Origin of the sequence: Bacillus manliponensis (assembly GCF_000712595.1) — a bacterium.
In the GTDB taxonomy this organism is placed as follows: Bacteria; Bacillota; Bacilli; order Bacillales; family Bacillaceae_G; genus Bacillus_A; species Bacillus_A manliponensis.
The window spans coordinates 46,440-69,805 of record NZ_JOTN01000018.1; the positions used below are offsets into that span (position 1 = coordinate 46,440).

General features: G+C 35.8%; 24 protein-coding genes. 15 read left to right on the top strand and 9 right to left on the bottom strand.

Annotated features, from left to right (window positions below; all coding sequences use genetic code 11):
- Positions 1–109: 109 nt before the first annotated feature.
- From BAMA_RS17940 to BAMA_RS17955, 4 genes are all read right to left on the bottom strand, one after another.
- Complete coding sequence (locus BAMA_RS17940) at positions 110–961, bottom strand: GRP family sugar transporter (RefSeq protein WP_034641931.1); 852 nt, start codon at positions 959–961, stop codon at positions 110–112.
- Positions 962–1,376: 415 nt separating this feature from the next.
- Complete coding sequence (gene modB / locus BAMA_RS17945) at positions 1,377–2,054, bottom strand: molybdate ABC transporter permease subunit (RefSeq protein ID WP_200874697.1); 678 nt, start codon at positions 2,052–2,054, stop codon at positions 1,377–1,379.
- Complete coding sequence (modA, locus tag BAMA_RS17950) at positions 2,051–2,854, bottom strand: molybdate ABC transporter substrate-binding protein (RefSeq protein ID WP_034641933.1); 804 nt, start codon at positions 2,852–2,854, stop codon at positions 2,051–2,053. The genes modB and modA overlap by 4 nt, the downstream gene beginning before the upstream one ends.
- Positions 2,855–2,983: 129 nt before the next feature.
- Positions 2,984–3,850, bottom strand: a complete 867-nt coding sequence (locus tag BAMA_RS17955; protein ID WP_034641935.1) for a LysR family transcriptional regulator — start codon at positions 3,848–3,850, stop codon at positions 2,984–2,986.
- 145 nt (positions 3,851–3,995) lie between these two features.
- Here BAMA_RS17955 and BAMA_RS17960 point away from each other — a divergent pair, with 145 nt between their 5' ends.
- Both BAMA_RS17960 and BAMA_RS24145 read left to right on the top strand, forming a co-directional pair.
- The gene (locus tag BAMA_RS17960; RefSeq protein WP_415782926.1) at positions 3,996–4,937 is read left to right on the top strand and encodes a DMT family transporter; all 942 of its coding nucleotides are present in this window, start codon (positions 3,996–3,998) and stop codon (positions 4,935–4,937) included.
- Between the two features lie 96 nt (positions 4,938–5,033).
- Positions 5,034–5,174 (top strand): YrzO family protein, encoded by a 141-nt coding sequence (locus BAMA_RS24145; protein WP_084158048.1) that lies wholly within the window; start codon positions 5,034–5,036, stop codon positions 5,172–5,174.
- 61 nt (positions 5,175–5,235) lie between these two features.
- Here BAMA_RS24145 and BAMA_RS24605 read toward each other — a convergent pair whose 3' ends face one another.
- Positions 5,236–5,325 carry a DUF3948 family protein gene (locus BAMA_RS24605; protein WP_157406038.1) on the bottom strand — a complete coding sequence of 30 codons (90 nt, stop codon included), beginning with the start codon at positions 5,323–5,325 and terminating at the stop codon, positions 5,236–5,238.
- 362 nt (positions 5,326–5,687) lie between these two features.
- On the opposite strand from BAMA_RS24605, the gene BAMA_RS17965 reads away from it, so the two are divergent.
- The 4 genes from BAMA_RS17965 to BAMA_RS17985 all read left to right on the top strand — a co-directional run bounded on the left by BAMA_RS17965 (position 5,688) and on the right by BAMA_RS17985 (position 9,308).
- A complete protein-coding gene (locus BAMA_RS17965; protein ID WP_034641939.1) occupies positions 5,688–6,281 on the top strand; it encodes a lysophospholipid acyltransferase family protein in 594 nt (197 codons plus the stop codon).
- Between the two features lie 334 nt (positions 6,282–6,615).
- Positions 6,616–7,452: a YitT family protein gene (locus tag BAMA_RS17970; RefSeq protein WP_034641941.1), complete on the top strand. Its 837-nt coding sequence runs from the start codon at positions 6,616–6,618 to the stop codon at positions 7,450–7,452.
- Between the two features lie 152 nt (positions 7,453–7,604).
- On the top strand, positions 7,605–7,973 hold the full coding sequence (locus BAMA_RS17975; protein WP_034641943.1) for a YxeA family protein: 369 nt from the start codon (positions 7,605–7,607) through the stop codon (positions 7,971–7,973).
- Positions 7,974–8,543: 570 nt separating this feature from the next.
- Complete coding sequence (locus BAMA_RS17985) at positions 8,544–9,308, top strand: TatD family hydrolase (protein WP_034641945.1); 765 nt, start codon at positions 8,544–8,546, stop codon at positions 9,306–9,308.
- 32 nt (positions 9,309–9,340) lie between these two features.
- Here BAMA_RS17985 and BAMA_RS17990 read toward each other — a convergent pair whose 3' ends face one another.
- A complete protein-coding gene (locus tag BAMA_RS17990) occupies positions 9,341–10,999 on the bottom strand; it encodes a polysaccharide deacetylase family protein (protein ID WP_034641946.1) in 1,659 nt (552 codons plus the stop codon).
- 240 nt (positions 11,000–11,239) lie between these two features.
- Here BAMA_RS17990 and BAMA_RS17995 point away from each other — a divergent pair, with 240 nt between their 5' ends.
- A complete protein-coding gene (locus tag BAMA_RS17995) occupies positions 11,240–11,761 on the top strand; it encodes a transglycosylase SLT domain-containing protein (protein WP_034641947.1) in 522 nt (173 codons plus the stop codon).
- A gap of 14 nt (positions 11,762–11,775) precedes the next feature.
- On the opposite strand, the gene BAMA_RS18000 is transcribed toward BAMA_RS17995, so the two are convergent.
- Both BAMA_RS18000 and BAMA_RS18005 read right to left on the bottom strand, forming a co-directional pair.
- The gene (locus BAMA_RS18000) at positions 11,776–12,249 is read right to left on the bottom strand and encodes a GNAT family N-acetyltransferase (protein ID WP_034641948.1); all 474 of its coding nucleotides are present in this window, start codon (positions 12,247–12,249) and stop codon (positions 11,776–11,778) included.
- Between the two features lie 14 nt (positions 12,250–12,263).
- Positions 12,264–13,028 (bottom strand): DUF4931 domain-containing protein, encoded by a 765-nt coding sequence (locus BAMA_RS18005; protein ID WP_034641950.1) that lies wholly within the window; start codon positions 13,026–13,028, stop codon positions 12,264–12,266.
- A 610-nt stretch (positions 13,029–13,638) separates the two neighbouring features.
- Here BAMA_RS18005 and BAMA_RS25550 point away from each other — a divergent pair.
- The 7 genes from BAMA_RS25550 to BAMA_RS18035 all read left to right on the top strand — a co-directional run bounded on the left by BAMA_RS25550 (position 13,639) and on the right by BAMA_RS18035 (position 21,229).
- A complete protein-coding gene (locus BAMA_RS25550; protein ID WP_415782927.1) occupies positions 13,639–13,755 on the top strand; it encodes an RAxF-45 family protein in 117 nt (38 codons plus the stop codon).
- A gap of 126 nt (positions 13,756–13,881) precedes the next feature.
- Positions 13,882–15,756 carry a ribosomal protection-like ABC-F family protein gene (gene abc-f, locus BAMA_RS18010; protein WP_034641952.1) on the top strand — a complete coding sequence of 625 codons (1,875 nt, stop codon included), beginning with the start codon at positions 13,882–13,884 and terminating at the stop codon, positions 15,754–15,756.
- 195 nt (positions 15,757–15,951) lie between these two features.
- Positions 15,952–17,142 (top strand): sensor histidine kinase, encoded by a 1,191-nt coding sequence (locus BAMA_RS18015; protein WP_034641953.1) that lies wholly within the window; start codon positions 15,952–15,954, stop codon positions 17,140–17,142.
- Entirely contained in the window at positions 17,139–17,798 is a 660-nt protein-coding gene (locus BAMA_RS18020; RefSeq protein WP_034641956.1) for a response regulator, read from the top strand. The genes BAMA_RS18015 and BAMA_RS18020 overlap by 4 nt, the downstream gene beginning before the upstream one ends.
- Positions 17,799–17,934: 136 nt before the next feature.
- The gene (locus BAMA_RS18025) at positions 17,935–18,867 is read left to right on the top strand and encodes an ABC transporter ATP-binding protein (RefSeq protein ID WP_034641958.1); all 933 of its coding nucleotides are present in this window, start codon (positions 17,935–17,937) and stop codon (positions 18,865–18,867) included.
- 14 nt (positions 18,868–18,881) lie between these two features.
- A complete protein-coding gene (locus BAMA_RS18030; protein WP_034641960.1) occupies positions 18,882–20,078 on the top strand; it encodes an ABC transporter permease in 1,197 nt (398 codons plus the stop codon).
- Positions 20,079–20,089: 11 nt separating this feature from the next.
- Positions 20,090–21,229 carry an ABC transporter permease gene (locus BAMA_RS18035; RefSeq protein ID WP_034641963.1) on the top strand — a complete coding sequence of 380 codons (1,140 nt, stop codon included), beginning with the start codon at positions 20,090–20,092 and terminating at the stop codon, positions 21,227–21,229.
- Between the two features lie 16 nt (positions 21,230–21,245).
- On the opposite strand, the gene BAMA_RS24155 is transcribed toward BAMA_RS18035, so the two are convergent.
- Positions 21,246–21,443 (bottom strand): hypothetical protein, encoded by a 198-nt coding sequence (locus BAMA_RS24155; RefSeq protein ID WP_084158050.1) that lies wholly within the window; start codon positions 21,441–21,443, stop codon positions 21,246–21,248.
- Between the two features lie 267 nt (positions 21,444–21,710).
- Between BAMA_RS24155 and BAMA_RS24160 the strand changes: the two genes are divergently transcribed.
- A complete protein-coding gene (locus BAMA_RS24160; protein WP_034641965.1) occupies positions 21,711–23,330 on the top strand; it encodes an N-acetylmuramoyl-L-alanine amidase in 1,620 nt (539 codons plus the stop codon).
- Positions 23,331–23,366: the final 36 nt, after the last annotated feature.

Consider the following 23,366-nt stretch of genomic DNA (forward strand, 5'->3'; position numbering starts at 1 on the left):
ATGTAAAAAGAAATGCCTTGTAATAATGAGTGGGGTGGAGTTTATGCTCACAGTACAGGAAAATGGATATAAAAAACTCCTAGTTCTAGAAATAGAACTAGGAGTATGTTTAACCTTTTGTCATTCCAAGTAAAACAGCACCGCCGATAATTAAAGCACTACCAAGTGCAATAAAGATCATTTGGCGTTTTGTTTTCTTCTCACCTAAGAAGAGAATTGCACCGAATGTTGAAATGATAATCCCTGTTTGAGAAAGAGGGAAGCTGATTGCAACGCCAACACGTGTTAAAGAAAGAAGTAGGAATAAGTTTCCGATACCCCAGAGTAAACCAGATAATGTGTTGCGAACTGCATATTTGTTAAATGGCTTATGTTTAGATGTCAGTACAACCGCTCCGACAAACATGCCGACTGCTTGTGGTAAAATTGCAGCCCATCCATCAATATTAAACCAACGAATAATAATTACATATACAAGGTAACCGAACGTAGAAATAATAAGAGTAACGACCCCTTTTTTCAGTTGTCCAGGTGGTTGTGCATTTTCTTTATCATCTAAAGAAGTAAAAATAACACCGATTACAATAAGAATGATTGCAATCGTTCCCATAATGATTGTAGTTGTCGTTGACCACTCACCGAATACAATTACACCAAACAATGTAGTAGCTACAAGTTGCATACCTGTTGAAATCGTAACAGTTGTTGAAACACCTAATTTCTCAACGGTTTTTAATTGGTTTACTTGTCCTAGAGCCCAAAATAGACCAGAAATGAAACCGACAATCATAATTGTTAATGTTAAAGTAGGTGTCGTGAAAGCATACATAATTGTTGCAAAGAATAGTGCACCGATTGTCATACCAACAGTTTGGCTGTAAGCACCGCCACCCATTTTTACGCTTACTAATAAAATATTTCCCCATGCTAATGCAGGAAGAAGCGCTAATAAAATGTCCATTAGAAGACTCCCTTCTTGTTATATGAAAATAATTTTAATTGTGTAACCGGAAAAAGTTTCACGTGAAACTTTTTAAAGATTGTGCACTTTGAAAGTGAAGTAGACATTTATCTCGTATTAACGTGCTAAGTGAAGTTTCACTTTATATGAATCTATATAAATGCGTTTTCATTCCAATTTATGCGTTTTCATTTTTTGGCTTTTTTATGCACTCCAATATAATAGCAGGAAAGTGTGTATTTTAGAAAGTAAATTCAAATAAAATATATATTTAAAAGATTTATTAAATTATTTCATTTCGCGGGAAATAAAGTGAAACTTTAATCATGGGGAGGCCTTCGTCTTTCGTTAATTATCAATTCGACCGAGCATGTTAATGTGAGATAAAAAACAGCAGCATATGACATAGCTGCTGTTATGTAGAAGTGATCCGTTTATTAAGGAATTGAACAAGTAATAAAAACAACAGCGACATACCAACAGTTGTTAAAACAAGCATCCATGCAAGCTCCATGTTACTTGCATCGATTGCCATATAAATAGCGGTTGGGATGGTTTGTGTCTTTCCCGGTATATTTCCAGCAAACATGAGTGTTGCTCCAAACTCTCCTAAAGCACGGACAAAACTTAAAATGATTCCGCTAAGAAGAGAAGGGAAAGCAAGTGGCAATGTCACGTGTAAAAATACTTGTAATTCATTTGCCCCAAGGTCTCGCGCTCCATCTTCAATTCCTCTATTTGTTGTAGAAAATCCTGCTTTTGCTGATTGATACATGAGTGGAAAGGCGACAACAGTAGAAGCGATAATTGCAGCTACTGTTGTAAACATGATGGATTGTTGAAATAGTGTTTCAAACCATTTACCAAAGATACTATTTCTACCAAAGATAATAATTAAGAAAAAACCAATTACAGTTGGAGGTAATACCATTGGTAGTAAAAATACTGTTTCTAACAGTGTTTTATAGCGCCATGTGGAGCGAGATAATGCTCGTCCAATAATGGTGCCAAACACTGTGACGATAATGGTAGCACAAGTAGCAACTTGTAAAGAAAGCAAAATAGGTGACCAAAAATTATGAAATGAAATCATTGTGGTAATACTTTAAATCCATGTTTTTGAAAGATAGCCGTTGCTTCTTTTGATTGTAAGTACTGATAAAATGCAGTCGCTTCTTTTTTATGTTTTGTGTTTTTAATTACTCCCAGCGGATAATGAATTGGCTCATGGGCGTCACTTTGTATTGTGCTTGCAATTTTTACTTTTTCAGAAATCAGTGCGTCTGTTTTATAGACAATACCAGCCTCAACATTGTTTGTTTCTACATATGTTAAAACTTGTCGTACGTCTTTTGTATAAATCAGTTTATGTTGAACGGCATCCCATACATGTAAATGGATCAGAGATTCCTTTGCATATTGTCCAGCGGGTACAGATTCAGGTGTACCAATCGCAATTTTTGTTGCCTGTGCACTTTTTAGTGCCTGTAAATCGTGTATAGAGCTATTTTTAGGTACGATTAATACAAGTTCATTTCCCAATAAGTTCTTTGCTTCTTTTTGATCAATAAACCCTTTTTCAACAAGAGTTTGAAATTTATCTTCTGCCGCAGAAAAGAAAAGATCAGCCGGAGCTCCTTGTTCAATTTGTTGTTGAAGAGCACCGGATCCTCCAAAATTAAAGGAAAGTTTTATATTCGAATTACTTTTCTCGTATTGCTTTTGTATATCTTGCAGAGCATCTTGTAAACTAGCTGCAGCTGAGATTGTTAATTCCACTGTTTTTTCTTCTTTTGCATTTGTTTTTTTAGTGCCGTTTGTATTACTACAACCTGTGCTCAGAACAAGTAGTAGCAATATGCAAAAAAAGAAACGAAATAGCTGTGTATTCATTTTCCATCCCCCTAATCTGTTACTCGTTTTTATTATAGCGAATAATAGATGTGGAATGAGATAGAAAGTGAAACTTTAATCCGTGGAGGCTTTATCCCCTACGGATGATTAGCTCGACCAATCGGGCTTTTATAGCATATTCATATGATGATGCTCCTTCACAATTTGGAGAAAGCTTTGCATAGAGCTTGTCATATAAGCATCTTTTCTACGGATAAATACAGTTGAAAACGTTCCATACTTTTCAGGGATTGAATGACAATATACTTTCCCAGTTGTTGAAAGATATTTGACGGCTGATTGTGGTACAAGCGTAATTCCGAGACCAAGTGCCACGCTATGTAACATCGTCTCTAATATATTAAATTCCATGATGCGTTTTGGTAACAACCCTTCATCTTTTAGCCAGCGTTCTAATTTAGAGCGATATCCACACCCTTGATTAAATACAAGAAGTGGCTCTGTAATAAACTCTTCTATATGAAAAGCTTTATTTTGGGTTACTAGCACAAGTTGTTCTGTGCAAACGTCATACTGTTCAATGAGTGGATGTTTAATGGGGCCGGATATAAAAGCGCCATCTAAACGATGTTCGAGTACATCTTGTATTAGCTCTTCTGTAAGTCCTGCTTGAAGAGATAAATCAACATTTGGATATTTTTTGTAGTAGGAAGCTAAAATAGTCGGCAATGTTCGAACTGTATCAACTGTACCGATTTTTAAAATGCCAGCAGGAGCTCCAGAATCTCCAAGTACTTGTTTTAACTCTTCTACATCTTGCAAAATTTTATTTACGTAAGTGAGCATTTTTCGTCCTTCAGCATTTAATGTCATGCCACGCTTATGACGGTAAAAAAGTGGTGTACCTAGTTCTTTTTCTAGTTGTTTAATGCGTGCTGTTACATTGGACTGTACATAATTTAGTTCAACTGCTGCTTTGCTTACGCTACCGTGATCTGCCACGCTTCGGAAAATTTGTAAATCGCGTATTTCCATAATAGGAACCTCCTTTAATGTTAAGTATCATTATAAATGATACTTAACATCATTTTTAATCATTTTACGTGATATCTTTTTTCTTTTACAATTCTGATTGGGAAATACATAGAAAAGAGGGATTGTGGTGAAGAAAAGTCAATTTATGTTAGGAGCACTAGCATGTTTAGTTGCTAGTATGTCTTGGGGGGCAATGTTTCCGGTTGCAGATCATGCATTAGAATATATAGATCCTTTTTATTTTTCATTAATACGTTATGGTGCAGTTGCCATTGTATTGGTACTTTTATTATGGATGAAGGAAGGAAAGAAAGCATTTCGTTTAGAAGGAAAAGGGAAATTACTTCTTTTCTTTGGAACGATGGCATTTACGGTATATAATGTTCTTCTTTTTTTAGGACAAATGTTAATGGGGAAGCCAGGAATTATGGTTGCTTCGATTATGGAATCCCTTATGCCCATGATTTCGATTATGATTTTATGGATGTTTAAAAGTGTGAAACCAAAAAAATACATGATTACAGGTATGGCGATTGCTTTTCTTGGTGCTTTCTTTGTTATTACAAAAGGGGATATGAGTTTCTTCTTTACATTGCAAGATCATATGCTTTCATTATTCTTTATGTTTATCGGTGTCGTTGGTTGGGTTGTATACACGATGGGCGGTAAGTCGTTTAGTGATTGGTCTACATTGCGATACTCAACGTTAACATGTGTGTTTGGTACAATCGTTACGGGTATTATTACATTTGTTGTTACACAGCTTGGCTATATTGCAGTACCAACTGTGGAGACACTTTCGATTGTAAAATATGATTTATTATTTATGATGACATTACCAGGAATTGTTGCGTTACTTGCTTGGAACTATGGTGTGAAAGTTTTATCATCAATTAATGGGATTTTATTTATTAATTTCGTTCCGATTACAACGTTGCTTGTTATGATGTTCCAAGGATATGAAATTACAATGTTTGATGCAGTAGGGACATTGCTCGTTATGATTGCGTTAATTCGAAATAATATATATCAGCGCAGGGAAGAGATGTTGCATGTCAATGTAGTAGGAAATAAAAGTGTTGCATAAAGTGAAACTTCACTCAGTGGGGGGGTCTTCATCCCCCACTGAGTGTCAGCCCGTTAATGCGGGATAAAAGGTTATAAATTGTTTGGAGGATGTATTATGCTTGAAAGTTTCTTGTTTTTCTTTATCGTTGCGGTTGTATGTGAATTGGCGATGATCAATCGTAATGGAAGAAAGACACAAGAACAAAATAAAGAAATCATTGAGTTATTAAAAGAATTACGAGAGCGAACAGAATAGAAAGAGCCGATTGCAAATGCAATCGGCTCTTTATTATATAAAGGGGAAAGGGGACACAATGTTATATGAAGACGGCGATAAATGTTGTAAGAAGAGCTGCGCCGCCTACAAGTCCTACGTAATCAAGTACGTTAAATGTAGTGTTATTCATCTTTTTCTCTCCTTATTGATTTAATTCCATAGAAACAGCTTTTGCATCGATTAAGGTGAATAGCACCATGCTCATTGTATTTACGATTTTGCTTATTTTTAATTTGTTCATCATGCGTATCCGCTCCTTTTCGATTTGTGACTACCTTGTTTCTGTCTTCATTATAGGCTATATAACAAAGCGGAACTATCGTATTACCTTACAACGGCATTACAGTTTTGTAAGGTTGTAAAAATAAGTTATTACCAACTACTAAAACTTAGTGCTATAATCGATATAAAGTTAATTGATAAGAGAGTAAGAAATTCGATGTGAAATTGCATTCTATCTGTACAATTGAATGAGAGAAGGGAACGAATCGCATGTATAAAATGATTACAAATATATTAAGAACAACTTTTCATACGTTTGGAAAAGTAGAAACGTACGGAAAAGAAAATTTACCTGAGAATGGTCCATATGTTGTAGCTTGTACACATACGAGCTGGATGGATGTTGTCATGCTTGCAAATGAAATGTTACCGACAGAAATTCATTATATGGCCAAGAAAGAATTGTTTGAGAAGAAATTTACAAACTGGTTTTTCAAAAATGTAAATGCGTTTCCCGTTGATCGTGAAAATCCAGGACCGAGTACATTGAAAATACCATCTCGTTTATTGAAAGAAGGAAAGGTAGTTGGGATTTTTCCAAGTGGTACGAGAACAGCAGAAGACGTTTCATTAAAAGCGGGAGCTGTGACAATTGCACTGCGCTCTAATGTTCCATTAGTTCCAGCCGCTTATGTTGGCCCAACAAGTCTAAAAGAGCTATTGAAAGGGAAAAAAGCAAAAATTATTTTTGGTGAGCCGATTCAAGCGCAAGAGTCAGAACAAATGAGCCGAAAAGAATTGATGCAACATATGACAGAAGAACTAAATGCTGTATTTGGAAAACTAAAAGCACAGATTCAATGAAACATAAAGCAAGCACCCCTATGTATAGAGGTGCTTGTTTACGTTCAAAAGTTGTATGGAGCAATAGTATTATGTAAGAATTTTTATAAGGTATATTTCGGTATAAATATACGTTTGCAAAAATAATGTTTCTTAATATAGAGAATCAAGAATGGTGATAAAAGATGGTTTTTATTTACTATGTTTTTGCACATTGTATTTATTTTTTGGATAATTAATCAAACATTTGTTTAAACATAATAATATAGAAACCATGAGAGAAATCATCCCATAAAAACAACTTCTAAATCCTTAATAGATAGTGGTACAATGGCAAATGGAGGGAGGGAGGATCATGATTGATCAACGTATTAAAGAAGTTGTCTTAATTCTCATTGGTTCCTTATTATTTGCAATTGGCATTAACTATTTTGCAATTCCAAACCGGTTATCCGAAGGTGGAATTATCGGTGTAACAGTTATCACATATTATTTGTTTGAATGGTCGCCAGGTGTTGTAAACTTTATTATCAATGCCATTTTATTAGCGTTAGGTTATAAATTTTTTGATAGGAAAACGATGGTTTACACAATTCTTGGAATTGTTTCATCATCTTTCTTCTTATATATAACAGAAGATATTGGATATCAGTTAAATAGCGATACTTTATTAGCAGCGCTTTTTGCTGGGTTATTTGTAGGGGCTGGACTTGGGTTTATGTTCCGCGCGGGTGGAACGTCCGGAGGATCAGCAATTTTAGCACAGTTAGCGAATCAGCATTTAGGCTGGAGCGTTGCAAAAGGTGTTCTTATTATTGATATTGTCGTTGTTGGAGGATCTGTCTTCATCATCGGACAAGAGAACACAATGTACACGCTTGTTGCTGTATTTGTTGGTGCAAAAGTGATTGACTTTATTGTAGAAGGTTTAAATACAAAAACAGCAGTAACAATTATTTCCGATCATCCTGATGTCATCCGTGATACCATTACGAAAAATATGACACGTGGTGTAACTGTATTAGAAGGGCGCGGCGGTTATACAGGACGAAATAAAGAAGTACTGTATATTGTTATTAACAAACAAGAGTTAGTAAAGTTAAAACAAGTTATTGGTAAAGCAGATGAAGATGCTTTCGTCGTTATTCATGATGTCCGAGATGTGCTTGGTGGCGGCTTTAAAGCGAGTTAAAAACAAGAGCGTGATGCTCTTGTTTTTTTATTAATTAAAACAATCCTTACAAAACTGTAAGGTGAATGTAAGCCCATTCGATGGTATGTGTTTTGAAATCTTTCTACAATGAAAGTATAGAAACCGTAATTTGTGCAAAGGAGGAATTTGCATTGGAATGGGAGGTTGTCAGAAAACGCTTGCTCACTATAGTAATTGTAGTAAGCGGGATCATTGTATTACTATTACCGACAGAGTTAGGGCCATATATTGATAAATATAACCCATTTTATAAAACAAAATCGTACTATACACTCGTAAATGATGTTGGATATCACGTTGGTGATGGCTGGTATGAATATGAGTTTGTGGCCTACGATGAGGAAGGAAGAGAAAAGAAGATTACAAAAACAATTAAACAAATGTTAAAACGTAACGAACCGTTAAAAATCGTAGCGAAAGGTCGCTACGGAGAGGCTTTAGTTTCCATTGAAAAAGAAGATATTCCTATAAAAGCACGTGGGTTTTTACGGGAAAGATAAAGAACGTGACAACATTGTAAGGTAACTGTCATGTAATTCGATGTTTACACGCATGTATTTTCGTTATAATAAAAACAAGAAAGGCAAGGACCCTTTTTCTGCCTTATTGCTAGTAATGAAAAGGATTAACAACTCGCGAATAGCCTCATCTCTTCTTAGAGATGAGGCTATTCGCGTGAATCTTACAAAACTGTAAGGTAATTGTCACGTAATTCAGTAGATTTTTCTATTTATTTAGAGGATAATGAAAGTAATCAAAAAGTTAGGGAGACTAAAAAGAAGGGAGAAACATGTGATGCAAAAAGAAGAAGTAGTTAAATGGACAGAGTATATTGGCTACTTTACCGTTGCGATAGTATGTATTGGGATTTTTGACGCGATTACAAATTTACTTGTTTAATAAATAACATATAAATAGATGAACAAGAAGGATAACCTTCTTGTTTTTTTGTGCTTTAAATTTCTATTTATGATAATATATGTGAAAAATACTGAGTTCTCAAAAAAAGAGTACTCAGTAAATGAACTGAAAATCGTAAGACACTGGGTAAAAGAGTAGAGGGAAAAATGATGAAATGGTTTGATAGTCATATACACATTGATCAATATTCACAGGAAGAGCAGAGAAAATTAATTGAAGATGTAAAGAATGATAAGAGAATTGCTGGTTTGATTGCTGTATCAATGGACGAACCTTCTTGTCAAAGGACGTTGCAATTAGCGAAAAAAGAAAGTTTTATCCACCCGGCACTCGGATATCACCCAGAGCAAGAGGTTGATGTGCAGCAATGCGAAAGGATTTATCAATTAATTGAAAAGGAATCACATCGTATCGTCGCGATTGGTGAAGTGGGGTTACCGTATTATTTACGTCAAGAACATCCCAATTTTTCTTTAAGTCCATATGTAGAAGTGCTTGAGCGATTTGTATATTTAGCAAAGAAATATGACTTACCGATTATTTTACATGCTATATATGATGATGCTGAAATTGTATGTGATGTAATAGAAGCGTATCGAGTTAAAAAGGCTCATTTTCATTGGTTTAAGGGGAGTAAGAGTACGATGGAGCGTATGATCGAAAATAATTACTTTTTGTCTGTTACACCGGACATCTTGCAAAAAGAAAAGATAAGAGACATTGTATCGTTTTATCCTCTTACAAATATGATGGTTGAAACAGATGGGCCATGGCCATTTCAAGAAGGTGTGATGACACATCCAGTTATGATATATGATGTGTTGGCAAATGTAAGTGATATAAAAGCGATTCCTGTTGAAGAAGTGGCTACAATCATATACGGAAATACGTATAATTTTTATTTGCGTAAATAAAAAATGCCAAGCAAATTTGCTTGGCATTTCTCTTACTCAAACTTTTTAGCACGTCTTACAAGCCATAAAAAGATAAGGACGCAAAATGCTAATATTATGAAGAAACCGTATTTTTTAAGTAAATACGTAACATCATCTGTAGAAAAGGGCTTGTCTACATGAATGCCGTTTTGATCGGATGTAATATGAATATCGCCCATTCTCACTACATTTTGTTCTTTTTGTAAGTCAATCCATTTGATGTTAGGGATGCTTTGTAGTTCTGTAACCAATTCTTCTAGCTTCTCTAATCCTAAGTAAGGATGATAGAAGGCTCCAATCATTCCATCAGATAATTTAGTAGTGTCTATTGCTAGCTCTTTCATATGATTAATATGATTGGGTTTCTCTACTTCTACAAATCCAATTGTCTCAGGAAGTAGCTTCATACCATGTAGAAAAGATGGTTCACTTGTAAAGGCCGGTGCATGCATTCCTTTCCACGTTTCATCGCTTAATTGTAGCTGTCCAACATACGTTGTGAAATAATCTGATAAGATTTCATAGCCTTTTTGAGACATCGTATAGTGAGGTGCTTCAAAAGCGAGTGGATATAACCTAGCTGCAACAGCTTCCTCAATTCCTTTTTCAATATGCTCTCTTGTATATGATTCTTCAAACTTTTTTCCTTTTTCTATGTATGCTTCATATGCTTCGTTTGAAGGGAAATCTTCTCTTTTTTTCGGTTCTTCATCATTTGGTTGACGAATAGGATTATCTGTTTTTACGTCCCAAAACTCAAATCCTTCTCCAGTTTCACTTTCATAAAATTGATGTGTGTATCCATGAAGGACGATAGAAGCACCATTGTCTTGCATATCACGTAGTAAGTGTACGAGTTTTGGCTTATCTTTTAAATGTATTGTTTCACCTGTTTTTGGATCTTTATAGACAGGGATAAGTGTAACCATGTAAGGAATCTCTTCATCCTCTAAGTAGTTTGCAATTTCTGCTAATAAATCTACATCGACAGCAGGATGAACATCTTCTAAGCGTAAGTAAGCAAGCGTTTCTTTTGTTTTCGGTTGTTGTTTAAAATATGAAAAGAGCATTTCACCAATATAGTGAGAGGTTTCACCAAATAGATTATCTGTAGCAACATAATAAGAATTCTCATGTTGCATAATGAATGGATAAGAAGTGTCGCTTTTTGTTCCGTAAGCAAGGGTTTCCCCTGTTGTTTCAACTTGTAGTATGAGTTTCTTTTTATCTAGTTTTTTCTGTAGTTTTATAGATGGATATGAAAGAGTATCAACTGTAACCTCTTCTTGATTTGATTGAATAAAATGAAAGCGATTTGGTAGTTGTTCTAGATTGTTTCCAAGAAGGAGTACGGGACCAGAAAAGTGTTCTAAGAAGCTTTTTGTAGTCTGTGATAGAGTTGTTTTCTTAATTCCGATATAAACGACATGGGTATATTGGGATAATGTTGTTACATCTTTTAGGATTTCTTCGTTCATTATCGTAATGTCGTTTGTAAAGTGCCCAAGCTCATTATCTAAAATGCGTATATTACTTGTTATGTTTCCGTCTTTTGTGTTGTATAAAACAAGAACTTTTGGTTTTGCGGATGTGTCTGCATCCGCATCTGCATACACAGTAAGAGGAGTGAGCAGTAGTACGATTAGAAATGAGTATATATATCTTCTCATTGATTGGATCTCCTATTCTATTATGAAGTTTTTTACATTTTTAGATTATATCAAAATCATCAAAAAAGGGAAATGAATGGGTAATATTACATTTCATATCAAAAATCGGTCTTTAGCACGATATGCAGTTGCTTCATTTTTTGTTATGATTCAAACTGAAAATAATAGAAAAGTAGAATGCTTACAGTTGTAAGTTGCTGAAAGGGGACAAATATTTCAGCAAAGAAAGAGGTAAGTATATTGAAAAAATTCTTTGTCATTTTTCTCGTTTTTTTAGGAATATATATGTTTTTCCGGAATGAGTCAGAAGGTATAGAACAAGAACAGTATTTACAATCAGAAGAAGTAAAAGAGATTAAGCAAATCATTACAGAGGAAGCAAAGAAGCATAATATACCAGAATGGATTCCGCTTACAATTGCCGAGCATGAAAGTCGCTTTAATCCGAGAGCGATTGGAGATAATGGTACTTCATTTGGCTTGTTTCAGCTTCATCGCGGGGGTGGACTAGCTCCGGAGCATTTAACTGATGAACAATTGAAAGACCCACGTACGAATACTGAAATTGCGATGCCACACTTAGCAAGAGGATATAGAAAAGGAATGGAAAAAGGATTAACAGCATTTGAATTGTTAAAGTATACAGCAAATACAACTGGATGGCCTGGTAACCTTGGTCCAGAATGGACAGATGCAAATATGAAGTATAACGTTGGTTTAAAAGACGTGTACTATCGAAATATGGGTGTAATGAAAGAGTAGGTGCTGCACCTACTCTATTTTTCTCGTAAAAACAGTTCCATTTCATTTAGTTTATGAGAGAAGCCTTTCTTTTGATATAATAGTTCTCCATCTTCAGAAGCATGGAGCCATATCCGTTTTACCTGTCTTTCTTTACATTCTTCTATACAATACTCTAGCAATTGTTTTGCTAGTCCTTTTCCTCTATGTTCAGGAAGAGTGTACATATTTAAAATATAAGCTTCTTTCCCTTCTAAATTTCCGATATATGGCGGTCGTTCAAAAAATGTAATGCCGCTCATACTAATCACTACATCGTCTATCGTAGCGATATAGGCGATAAATAACTCTGTTTGTAATGCTGCTTGCAAATAGGTTTCTGTCGCAAGCCGAAAAGATTGTTCTTCCTCAGCAGAGCGAAGTTCATTTACTTCTTTTAGTAAAGAAATACGTAATGAAAGTAATGCTTCTATATTATGAATCGTTGCTTTACGAATGTTATCATTCATCGCGTTATCCTCCGTTATTGTCTTTCGAAATAGTTGGCTAATTGTTCTTTTACTTCATGAAGTTTCGTGGAAACTTGCGGGATTTTATAACCAACATATAACGGGGAGACGACAAAGCGTGGTACGACTTTACAAATAATTTTTCCGTTTATGTGATAGAAAAATAAATTATAGCTGCTACATCCTTTATGAAAATCGGTTAATATGTAACGTACAGTTTGCTGAATATAATAAGCCATCCGGCATGTAGCTGCCGTATCTTCAATAATAATATTAAATTCAGTAAAACCGATAATTGGTCGTGCGGAAATATTAAGTTCAATTTGCTCATCTTGTTTAACGATGATTCCTTGGAAATTGTCATCTGTTACATTTTGACGATAGTCGACATGCTTCATTCCGATAATTTGCATATGTGCATGGTGAAGGCTACCACCTGAAAACGGTCCGTGATTTTTGTACAAAATAACAGACTCATATTCATTAGACTTTTCTAATGTAAGCCAGCGATTGATGGAGAATTGAATTAATTGTTCCATATGTTCTTTTGTATAGGTTGCGATATGATCATTACAATTATCCGTCTCAATCAAAACAGTTTGAAATGTATCTTGTAACGTCGGAAACTTATTCATGAGCCAAATGATTGAGTCATTTTTCTCTAAAATATTTGTAAGCTGATCAACAGCACAAAACGGACAAGCTGTATTTTTATTATGGATACTTTCTGGTTTTTGTTTACCGATGTCGTTTAAGAAATAAAGTTGTTCTTTGTCCATTGATTTATACCCCTTTGAAAAAATATGTAAAATTCCCGTTCTTTATATTCGTTACAAGAGTGAAGAAGTCCTTTAAAACAAATAAAAGACGAGATATCCTCATTTGATGGGTATCTCGTCTTTTATTCGTTCATTCTGTTTAAGTTTATGTTATATATGGCTTTCATTAATATTCAGTACCCCTTTTTATTGCTCGTTTAATTCTTGGCTAACAGCTTTTGCATCAATTAAAGCGTGAAGAATCATTTTTACCATGCTCATCATAGGTAATGCCTCCTTTTATAATTCGTTTAGTTCTTTTACAACTGCTTGTCCATTCACTAATACTTCAAAGATTGCTTTTACGATTTCTTTTACCATTGTTGTTTCCTCCTTTTTCTTGTGCTCTTGTTTACATCTTTATTGTATAAGGAGATATATTTTCGTACGATCGATTTCCATTACGTGAACATAACAGTTTTGTAAGATTGGATGTCATATACTGAAATGTTTATTCTATTTTTATTATTTTCAGAAAAATGACTATCCAAACATGAGATTGGATAGTATAATACAAGAGATAAATAATTTTCGTACGAAAGGAGTGAATGAGATGAAACGTTTTCTAGCTATGCGCACGCAACTATTACAATTTCTTTATATTTGTCGTGCAAAATTTGCGGATGTAGTTGTTAACGGGATACGTGTGTCCTTTTTTAACAATTGCATAGTAGCTATAAAACGATAGAAATCTCTTCACCCATTATATAGACGTGTGAAAAGGGAGCGAATCGGCTTCCTTTTTCTATGGAAAAAACCATGGGGAATGTGTATTTCCTCATGGTTTTTTTACGTTGAAAGGAGTACGGAAAATATGACAATTTGTAGTGTAAATCATGTAACGAAATCTTTTGGTGGAAACATCATTTTTGAAAATATATCACTTGAAATAAAAAGCGGAGAACGCATTGGTTTAGTTGGCCGTAATGGAAGCGGGAAGACAACAATTTTTCAGTTATTAACAGGAATCGAAGCGGTAGATAGCGGGGCAGTTCATATGAAAAAAGGCACACGTATTGGGCATGTCGCGCAAATTCCAACGTTTGAACAGGACGTGACCGTCTATGATGTACTGCAGTCTGCATTTGCAAAAGAAAAAGAATTAGAACAAGAAATGCGCCGATTAGAAGAACGCATGAGTGAAACGGAACATGAAGTGAATATGGAACAGTTAATGGAGCGATATGGAACGGTTCAAGAACAATTTTCTTTTTTAGGCGGATATGAAATCGAAGCAAATATTACGAAAGTCGGAAATGGATTACAAATTACAGATTTATTTTCCCGTTCCTTCGCGGAGTTAAGCGGAGGAGAACAGACGAAAGTAAGTCTTGCTTATATGTTGCTGCAAAAACCTGATTTACTGTTACTAGATGAGCCGACGAACCACTTAGATTTATTTGCAGTGGAATGGCTAGAAGGTTTTTTAAAAGAGTACACAGGAACAGTTGTAGTGATTTCACATGATCGCTATTTTCTTGACGAAGTTGTCACGAAAATATTGGATTTAGAAGATGGTGAAATTCATGTATACCATACAAACTACTCGCAGTTTGTAAAAGAAAAAGAAGAGCGTTTATTACAAGAGTTTCAATCGTATCAAGAGCAACAAAAGAAAATAAAGAAAATGAAAGAAGCAATTAAGCGGTTAAGAGAGTGGGCAAACCAAGCGAATCCTCCAAATGAAGGGCTTCATAAGCGGGCAAGAAATATGGAGCGTGCTCTTGAAAGAATGGAGAAATTGAAGAAGCCAGTTTTAGAAAGAAAACAGATGGGGCTTCAGTTTGAAGGGCATGAGAGAAGTGGTAAAGACGTTGTTGTAATGAAGGGTGTTTGTAAACAATTTTGGAATCGTACATTATTTGAAGATGTAAATTTACATGTGCGTTTTGGGGAAAGAGCGGCAATTGTTGGCCGTAACGGTACAGGGAAAACGACGTTATTAAAATTATTGTTAGAGGAAATAAAAGCAGACGCTGGAGAAATTCGTGTTGGTAGTAATGTGAAGATTGGATATTTATCACAGCATGCCTATAAAAATGTGACATGTAGCGTACTTGAAGCATTCCGTAAATATGTAGCAGTGACAGAAGGAGAAGCGCGTCACATATTGGCAAAGTTTCTTTTTTACGGACCGGCCGTTTTTAAAAAAGTAGATGGGCTGAGCGGAGGCGAACGAATGAGACTAAGGCTTGCACAGCTTATGTATCAAGATGTGAACTTCCTCGTATTAGATGAGCCGACCAATCATCTTGATATTGAATCAAGAGAAGTGTTAGAAGAAGCTTTAGAACAGTACAATGGAACCATTCTTGCTGTTTCACACGATCGGTATTTGTTAAACAAGTTATTTCATCAAACATATTGGATTGAAAAAAATATGCTTCATGGATTTGCAGGAAATTATGCCTGGGCACGTGAAAAATGGTCCGAATTGATGCCTGACAAGAGTATAGAGAATCCTCAAGTTGTAAAGGCGACAATGCCAAGAGAAAAGAAGTCAAAAGATCGTGGATTCGAAGAACTTGAACAACAATTGATGGAAATTGAAGAAAAGATTTACGCATTAGAGGCACAAATGGGAAATGTTGTAGAAGCGGAAAGGCTTGCGAAATTGTATGAAGAAAAAGAAATACAGGAACGTCTGCGATCGGAATTATATGATGAATTAGACAATATAATAGAATAGATAAAGTGAAACTTCAATCAGTGGGGGCTCAATCCTCCACTGATTGTCAGCCCGTTAATGCGGGGTAAAAGTAGGCCATTCTTCTCTTTTATAGAGGAATGGCTTATTTTTTCGTGGAATGGTAGCAGGTGATTTCTGAAACAAAAGCGAAAAGTAATATAGTGAAATAACTTTATATATTGAGAGGCGAAAGCGATGTTAGCATATGCAAGGATTGTTACAATTCTCGTTATTTGTGCAATTTATGCTGTTCACGATTCTGTAGGTATGGTTTGGGGGAAATGGTTTGTCGGCTTGTCAGCTTTTATTTATATTGTGAATCATATTATATTCATAAAAATGTGTGAAAAAAGCAAACTTCAATTATTTGTCTTGCTTGTAAATGGAATCATCTCGGCTTTATTTGGATTTCTTTTTCCAGGGTCTACATTATATTTAATTTTATTTGGAATTGATGCGGTAGTGTTATTTATGAGTGTTTACCGAAGAGAAGTGGTTTTCTTCTTCTTAAGCTTTTTCTTTTTATGTTGGTTTTCTATTTTGTTACGTACATATCAATATACAAGAGAAGTAGATATTTGGAGTAACCTTGTTAATTTTATGTTTGCTGTATTTTGTGCTTTAGCTGGGGAGCTTATTAAGAAATTAACAGTAGCTCGTCAAACAGTAGATGAACAATACGAAAGATTAACATTGTCACATGAGGCGCTTCATGAGGCGCATGAACAATTGCGGCATTATGCGAAAGAGGTAGAAGAGCTTACAGCTGTTCGAGAAAGAAATGATATTGCAAGGGAGATTCATGATACGGTAGGCCATAATATGACGGCACTCCTTGTGCAACTTCAGTTAGCAGAAGCTTTATGGAAAGAGCGGTCGAGTCATACAGAACAAATTTTACAAACTTGTACAGAGCTTGCAAGAAAGTCTCTGCAAGATGTAAGGACGTCAGTTCGTACATTAAAAGAAGAAAGTGAAGGGAATATAATTGAGCGTATGCGCAATATGCTTGATGAATTTTCAAAAGTAACAAATGTAAAAGTTACATTTCAGGTGCAAGGCGATCCAGCCATCATTCCCCTCTCACTACAACCGACTATACTGCGCATTTTACAAGAGTCTTTAACGAATGCAAAACGTCATGGAAAAGCAACTGTATGTAATGTCTCGCTCTGTTGTTTAGAAGAGAATGTAACATTAACAATTTCTGACGATGGGGTAGGAACAAGCGAAGTTAGTCCTGGATTTGGGCTTATGAATATGAAAGAGCGTGTAGAGGAGCATGGGGGAGCAATCCATTTTGAAAGTGAAAAGGGAAATGGATTTCAATTACTTGTCCAGTTTCCGATAAGAGAGAGGAAATGGGTTATAGGGGGGATAAAATGATTCGGCTTATGATTGTAGATGACCAAGCACTTGTCCGAGATGGCTTATCCATGTTACTGCAACTGAGGCCAGAGCTTGAAGTGGTAGGAACAGCTGGAGATGGCAGGGAAGCCATTCAAAAAACATCGGAATTACAACCGGACATTATTTTAATGGATATTCGTATGCCACATGTAAATGGCGTAGAAGGAACACGATTAGTAAGAGAACAATTTCCTCATATAAAAGTGCTCATGTTAACGACGTTTAATGATAGTGAACTGATTTTAGAGGCACTAGAGCAAGGAGCAAGCGGCTATTTATTAAAAGATATGGAGATGGACGTTATCGTTCAAGCTATTTTAACGGTTCAAGGAGGAGGTGTAGTACTTCCGGAAAATATGACGGCTCATATTATGAAAGAGCTAAGGCAAACAAAGTTAGGAAATAGTATTGAGAAAACACCAAAACAAATGGAGCATTTAACAGAGCGAGAAGTAGAAGTACTGAAAGAGCTTGGTCTTGGATTAAATAATAAAGAAATTGCTGAAAAGTTGTTTATTACAGAGAGGACGGTAAAAAACCACGTCTCCAATGTAATTAGTAAATTAGAACTAAGGGATAGAACACAGGCAGCTATTTTTGCTGTAAGGTATGGTGTTACGGCATACACATGACTTTTGGCATAGAGGAGTATGAAAAGCAGCGAATAAAAGCTGCTTTTTTATTTTGAACTTCTATCTGAAGAGAGATGGAGGAGAGAGAAAATGAAATTACAATGATGGTATAGATTTAAAAAGGAGCTGAACCGATATGTTAGTGGTGGAGCAGGTTACAAAGTCTTTTGGAAAGATGGAAGTTGTAAAAGGAATATCGTTTACGGTTCAAAAAGGAGAGACATTTGGTTTGCTTGGTCCAAACGGGGCTGGAAAATCAACAACGATTGCGATGATTTGTGGTTTATTACCATATGACAGCGGAGATATAAAAGTTGGTGGTAATTCAGTAAAAGAGCATCCTCTTACAATTAAAAAGAAGATAGGTGTTGTTCCGCAAGATATTGCACTATATCCTACTCTTTCTGCAAGGGAAAATTTAATTTTCTGGGGGAAGATGTATGGATTAAAGGGAGAGGTTGCAAAGAAACGTGCCGATGAAGTATTAGCTTACGTTGGCTTAGAAGATCGAGCGAAAGATAAAATTGAAACATTTTCAGGTGGGATGAAGAGGCGCATTAATATTGGGGCAGCCCTCATGCATGAACCAGAATTACTAATTATGGATGAACCAACCGTTGGGATTGATCCGCAGTCTCGCAATCATATTTTAGAAACTGTAAAGAGTTTAAATGAACAAGGGATGACCGTAATTTATACGAGTCACTATATGGAAGAAGTTGAGTACTTATGCGAACGAATTGCCATTGTGGATCACGGAAGGATGATTGCACTAGGGACGAAAACAGAGTTATGTAACCGCCTTGTCGATGGGTTCATAGTGAAGTTGCAAGTGAATCGTTATCAAGAAGAATTATTACAGGCATTAATAGAAAATACAGTTGTTGAACGTTTATCAGTTGATGAAGATACAAATACATTAACGATTGCTTTGCAGAGCAGCGAAAGTATGAGTGAAATTGTGTCACAAGTTATAGCGAGGAACGTGAAAATTTTAAAATTAGAAGTACAAGAGCCGAATTTAGAAGCACTCTTTTTGCAGTTAACAGGGCGTTCACTACGTGATTAAGGGGGATAGCAAATATGAAAAGTTTTATTATTGCTTGGAAAGATGTGAAGATTCTTCTAACTGATCGTCGTGGTTTTATGATGATGTTACTCATGCCTATTTTGCTTACAGCGATTTTAGGATCAGCATTAAGTGGTGTATTCGAGAGCGGGACAATACCAAAGACAACCATTGGTTATTATCAAGAGGATGAAGATGAGCTTGGAAGGATGTTTTATGAAGATGTATTACAATCACAAAAAATAAAAGCTGATATAAAAGTGAAGACCGCGTCTTCTCCAAGAGAATTAGAGGAGATGATGCGAAAAGAAAAGGTTGATGTTGGTATGATTATACCAGCAAATTGGAGTGAACAATTACAAGAAGGTAAGTTAAGAGAAGTAAAGCTTTTGACAGACCCATCTAAAAGTATACAAATAGATATTGCGGAATCTCTCATTCATGCATTTTCAGAACAAGCGCAAACAGTGGCTTCTACCACAAAGAATGTTATGGAAGTGTTTGCTCAGTCTCAACCAGAACAGGCAGGGAATATGATAGGAAAGCTTCAAGTGGAATTGGAGAAAGCGATAACATCTGAAGAAGAACAGGTAATAAAAGAGGGATTGGGAACGGAGCCGGTAAGTTCTATGCAATACTACGCAGCAGCGATGCTTGTTATGTTTTTATTATTTAACATTACAGTTGGCGCAAAATCAATTGTAAAGGAAAAGCGTACAGAAACATTAGCAAGATTGTTAAGTACCCCGACAAGCTCAGTATCGATTTTACTAGGGAAATTTTACGGAACATTATTGTTTGCATGTATTCAATTTTGTCTTTTCGTTTTTGTAACAATCTATATGTTTGGAGTGTCTTGGGGAGATAATATATGGAAAGTTCTTGCCATTGGTTTTTCGTATGCAATTTGTGTTTCTGGATTGTCAATGTTACTAGCAGCTTTTATTCGAGAAGAGGAGACAGCTGATATGTTAGGTGGCACAGGTATCCAACTATTAGCACTACTTGGTGGTTCGATGTTACCGATTTATGCATTTCCAGAGGTGATGAAAAAGGTTGCAAACATTGCTCCTAATAAATGGGCGTTAACGAGCCTTTTAGATGTAATGTCGGGTGCCGCTTGGCAGACAATAATCCCTGTCATTGTAACTTTAATGCTTATTGGGATTATCACGGTAAGCGTTGGAACATTTCGTTTACGTGTGCGATAGGGGGGGAAGAGATGAGAACAATTTGGGCACTTTGCGTGTTAGAACTAAAGCAAATGTTTACAAAACCAAGAAGTTATTTCGTGATGCTTGGTATGCCGCTTCTTTTCACACTCATTTTTGGTGGTCTATTAGGGGAAGAAAGTAAAGTTTCAATTACTATAACAGATCGTGATCAAACAACATTATCAAAATCTTATTATGAAGAATTAGAGAAGAGTGATTTATTTCATGTAGAAAAGGCAACATATGTGGAAGGGAAGAAAAAGATAGAAGATAAGAAAGCAGTTGGTATTATCGTTATTCCAAAAGGGTTTCAGCAATATATGTTAGAAGGGAATCCAAAATCAGTAGTGTTTCAAGCAAGTAATGAATTTACAGGCGGTTCTTCTATTGAGCAAGTATTAGAGAGTAGTATGAAACAAATAGAAATAGCAGCAAAGGGATCGCAAATGGGATCGGTAGAAGTTGGAGCTGATTGGGAAACAATATATAAAAATATTCATAAACAAAATGAACCAGTTGTAATTACTAAGGATACTGTTATAAAAAATGAGCAATCGATGAGTAATATATCTGGAAGAGCAGTTGGATTTTCTATTTTATTTGTCATGATTGTTATGTTAACGGCAACAGGTGCAATTTTGAAGGCGAAGCAAATAGGAGTATGGAAGCGTCTATTAACGACCCCCGCTACTCGAATGCAAATACTTGGTGGTTATGTTCTCTCTTTCTTTTTAATTGGGTGGATTCAATTTGGACTTTTAATGGTATTAACAAATATGCTCTTTCATGTGGAGTGGGGAAATATATTTGGTGTACTCATTCTCGTTTCAATGTTATTGCTTGCTGTTATCGGCTTGGCATTATGGATTGGGAGTATTGTAAAAACAGCGGAGCAACAATCTGCTTTTGGCACGATCGTTATTATTTCAACCTGTATGATTAGTGGTCTTTACTGGCCGATTGAAATCGAACCAGAATGGATGCAACAGCTTGCTAATTTTGTGCCACAGACATGGGCGATGCGAGGATTTACAGAATTAATGGTAAGGGGTGGGGGCTTGGTAGATATAGCTGGATATATTGGCGTATTGTTCTTATTTGCGATTATATTCTTTAGCTTAGGTTTATGGAAAATACGCCATGACTAAAAAAAGAAAGCAGAGGTTACAGCCTAGCGCGCTGACCGCTGCTTTCTTTTTGTTTTGTTTCTTCTGTACACGAAATGACAATGGCGATCCCGAGCATACATGTGAAAGCAAAGAAGAGGGTAAATATCGGGAAGAATGGAAAGAGAAGCAAAGCTCCTAATATAAATAACGTTAGAAGGATATAGTTTAAGACATATAAAAATAGCTTATCCATAGTTTCTCCTCTTTGTTTAGAATCTATTATTATCGTATGCTCATGCTAGTGATAATAGAATAAAACTTTTTTATATTAGAGAGTAGGTGTAACGCGAGAAATAGTGAAAGCGGCAAGGAAGAATAAAAATTACATAAAACAACACAAATCGCCTAATTTATGTAATTTTTTGTATGTTATGTATTGTATTTTCACTCTATCTTGTTACAATTATATCTGTGTGTATTGGATTATATTTCTAGTAAAAGGAAGTAAGGTGAGATGAGCATGTTGAAAAAGACTACAGCAGCGGTGTTGACGCTTAGCTATTTATTAAGCCCGGTTCAAGCTTTAGCTGAAACACACGGCAACGATTTGCCTGTAGAACAAGAAGGACTTGTAAATGAGCAATCGTCTTCTGAGAAGGAAGAAGTACAAGGAAAAATGAGTGAACAACCTTCTTTAGAGAAGGAAGAAACGCAAGAACAAATGAATGAACAATCTCCTTCTGAGAAGGGAGAAGTACAAGAACAAACGAAGGAAGCTCCTTTAAATCAAGAAGGGAAAATTTCTGAATCTTTAGAGGATGTTCCAAAAGAACAATCAGAAGTAGTTACACCAGAAATTGTAGATTCAACGCAACCAGCAGAAGTTGAGCCAGCAGAAGTTCTTCAGTTACAGGTTGGATGGGTAAAAGAAGACAATGTATGGTACTACTTTGAAGAAGATGGGGCAAAGAAGACAGGTTGGTTGTATGAAAGTGAAAAGTGGTACTATTTAAAAGATGATGGCACTGTACAAGTTGGTTGGTTCAATAAAGATGGAAACTGGTACTACTTGGATTATAGCGGTGCAATGCAAACAGGTTGGATGTATGACGGTGCAAACTGGTACTACTTGGATTATAGCGGTGCAATGCAAACAGGTTGGATGTATGACGGTGCAAACTGGTACTACTTGAATCATAGCGGTGTGATGCAAACAGGATGGTTGTATGACAATGAAAAATGGTATTACTTGAATCATAGCGGTGTGATGCAGAAGGGTTGGTTATATGACAATGAAAAATGGTACTATTTAAAAGATGATGGTACTGTACAAGTTGGCTGGTTCAATAAAGATGGAAACTGGTACTACTTGAATCATAGCGGTGTAGTGCAAACAGGCTGGTTGTATGATGGTGCGAACTGGTACTACTTGAATTATAGCGGTGCAATGCAAACAGGATGGATGTATGACGGTGCAAATTGGTACTATCTGAATGATAGTGGTGTGATGCAAACAGGTTGGATAGAAATAGATGGAATTAAATACTATTTTGAAGCAAATGGTGTTTGGGTTGAAAAATCAACAGTATTTGCAAAAACAGTAGTTGTCGATCCAGGTCATGGCGCACATGATTCTGGGGCATATTACGGTGGTGTTATGGAAAAGACAATCGCCTTATCTGTAAGCTTAAAGTTAAAGAGTTTACTAGAACAAGGTGGTTTAAAAGTTGTTATGACAAGAACAACAGACATTTATCCTTCACTAAATGATCGTGTTAATATTTCAAATAAAAATAATGCAGATATCTTTGTGAGCGTACATGCGAATGCTGCTTCTTCAACAGCTGCACATGGTATTGAAACATTATATTATTCAAAGCATCCAAAGGCAAAGGAAGCACGTAGTTTAGCTAACTCTGTACAAAGTGCTTTAATTAAGAATACAGGTGCAACAAATAGAAAATTGAAGGATCGTGATAATCTTCGCGTATTAAAAGGCGACAATAACGCTCCTCCTATTTTAGTAGAAACAGGTTTCGTTTCAAATCCAAGTGAAAGAATGAAATTAGTTTCTGATTCGTATCAAAATGTGTTAGCGCAATCTGTATTTGAAGGTGTTCAGCAATATTTTTCTAAATAATAGATTGTAAGAAAATAAGAATCCGCAAAGCGGATT

What these genes read in the sequence shown, in the direction of transcription:
- BAMA_RS18005 (WP_034641950.1), bottom strand. Translation starts at nt 13,028, where the DNA reads ATGGACAAAGAACAACTTTATTTCTTAAACGACATCGGTAAACAAAAA.
- BAMA_RS17990 (WP_034641946.1), bottom strand. Translation starts at nt 10,999, where the DNA reads ATGAGAAGATATATATACTCATTTCTAATCGTACTACTGCTCACTCCT.
- BAMA_RS17960 (WP_415782926.1), top strand. Translation starts at nt 3,996, where the DNA reads ATGTTAGGAGCACTAGCATGTTTAGTTGCTAGTATGTCTTGGGGGGCA.
- BAMA_RS24155 (WP_084158050.1), bottom strand. Translation starts at nt 21,443, where the DNA reads ATGGATAAGCTATTTTTATATGTCTTAAACTATATCCTTCTAACGTTA.
- BAMA_RS18030 (WP_034641960.1), top strand. Translation starts at nt 18,882, where the DNA reads ATGAAAAGTTTTATTATTGCTTGGAAAGATGTGAAGATTCTTCTAACT.
- BAMA_RS17955 (WP_034641935.1), bottom strand. Translation starts at nt 3,850, where the DNA reads ATGGAAATACGCGATTTACAAATTTTCCGAAGCGTGGCAGATCACGGT.
- BAMA_RS17940 (WP_034641931.1), bottom strand. Translation starts at nt 961, where the DNA reads ATGGACATTTTATTAGCGCTTCTTCCTGCATTAGCATGGGGAAATATT.
- BAMA_RS24160 (WP_034641965.1), top strand. Translation starts at nt 21,711, where the DNA reads ATGTTGAAAAAGACTACAGCAGCGGTGTTGACGCTTAGCTATTTATTA.
- BAMA_RS17970 (WP_034641941.1), top strand. Translation starts at nt 6,616, where the DNA reads ATGATTGATCAACGTATTAAAGAAGTTGTCTTAATTCTCATTGGTTCC.
- BAMA_RS18000 (WP_034641948.1), bottom strand. Translation starts at nt 12,249, where the DNA reads ATGAATGATAACATTCGTAAAGCAACGATTCATAATATAGAAGCATTA.
- BAMA_RS18015 (WP_034641953.1), top strand. Translation starts at nt 15,952, where the DNA reads ATGTTAGCATATGCAAGGATTGTTACAATTCTCGTTATTTGTGCAATT.
- BAMA_RS18025 (WP_034641958.1), top strand. Translation starts at nt 17,935, where the DNA reads ATGTTAGTGGTGGAGCAGGTTACAAAGTCTTTTGGAAAGATGGAAGTT.
- BAMA_RS18020 (WP_034641956.1), top strand. Translation starts at nt 17,139, where the DNA reads ATGATTCGGCTTATGATTGTAGATGACCAAGCACTTGTCCGAGATGGC.
- BAMA_RS25550 (WP_415782927.1), top strand. Translation starts at nt 13,639, where the DNA reads ATGCGCACGCAACTATTACAATTTCTTTATATTTGTCGTGCAAAATTT.
- BAMA_RS17965 (WP_034641939.1), top strand. Translation starts at nt 5,688, where the DNA reads ATGTATAAAATGATTACAAATATATTAAGAACAACTTTTCATACGTTT.
- abc-f (WP_034641952.1), top strand. Translation starts at nt 13,882, where the DNA reads ATGACAATTTGTAGTGTAAATCATGTAACGAAATCTTTTGGTGGAAAC.
- BAMA_RS24145 (WP_084158048.1), top strand. Translation starts at nt 5,034, where the DNA reads ATGCTTGAAAGTTTCTTGTTTTTCTTTATCGTTGCGGTTGTATGTGAA.
- BAMA_RS24605 (WP_157406038.1), bottom strand. Translation starts at nt 5,325, where the DNA reads ATGAATAACACTACATTTAACGTACTTGATTACGTAGGACTTGTAGGC.
- modB (WP_200874697.1), bottom strand. Translation starts at nt 2,054, where the DNA reads ATGATTTCATTTCATAATTTTTGGTCACCTATTTTGCTTTCTTTACAA.
- BAMA_RS18035 (WP_034641963.1), top strand. Translation starts at nt 20,090, where the DNA reads ATGAGAACAATTTGGGCACTTTGCGTGTTAGAACTAAAGCAAATGTTT.
- BAMA_RS17985 (WP_034641945.1), top strand. Translation starts at nt 8,544, where the DNA reads ATGAAATGGTTTGATAGTCATATACACATTGATCAATATTCACAGGAA.
- modA (WP_034641933.1), bottom strand. Translation starts at nt 2,854, where the DNA reads ATGAATACACAGCTATTTCGTTTCTTTTTTTGCATATTGCTACTACTT.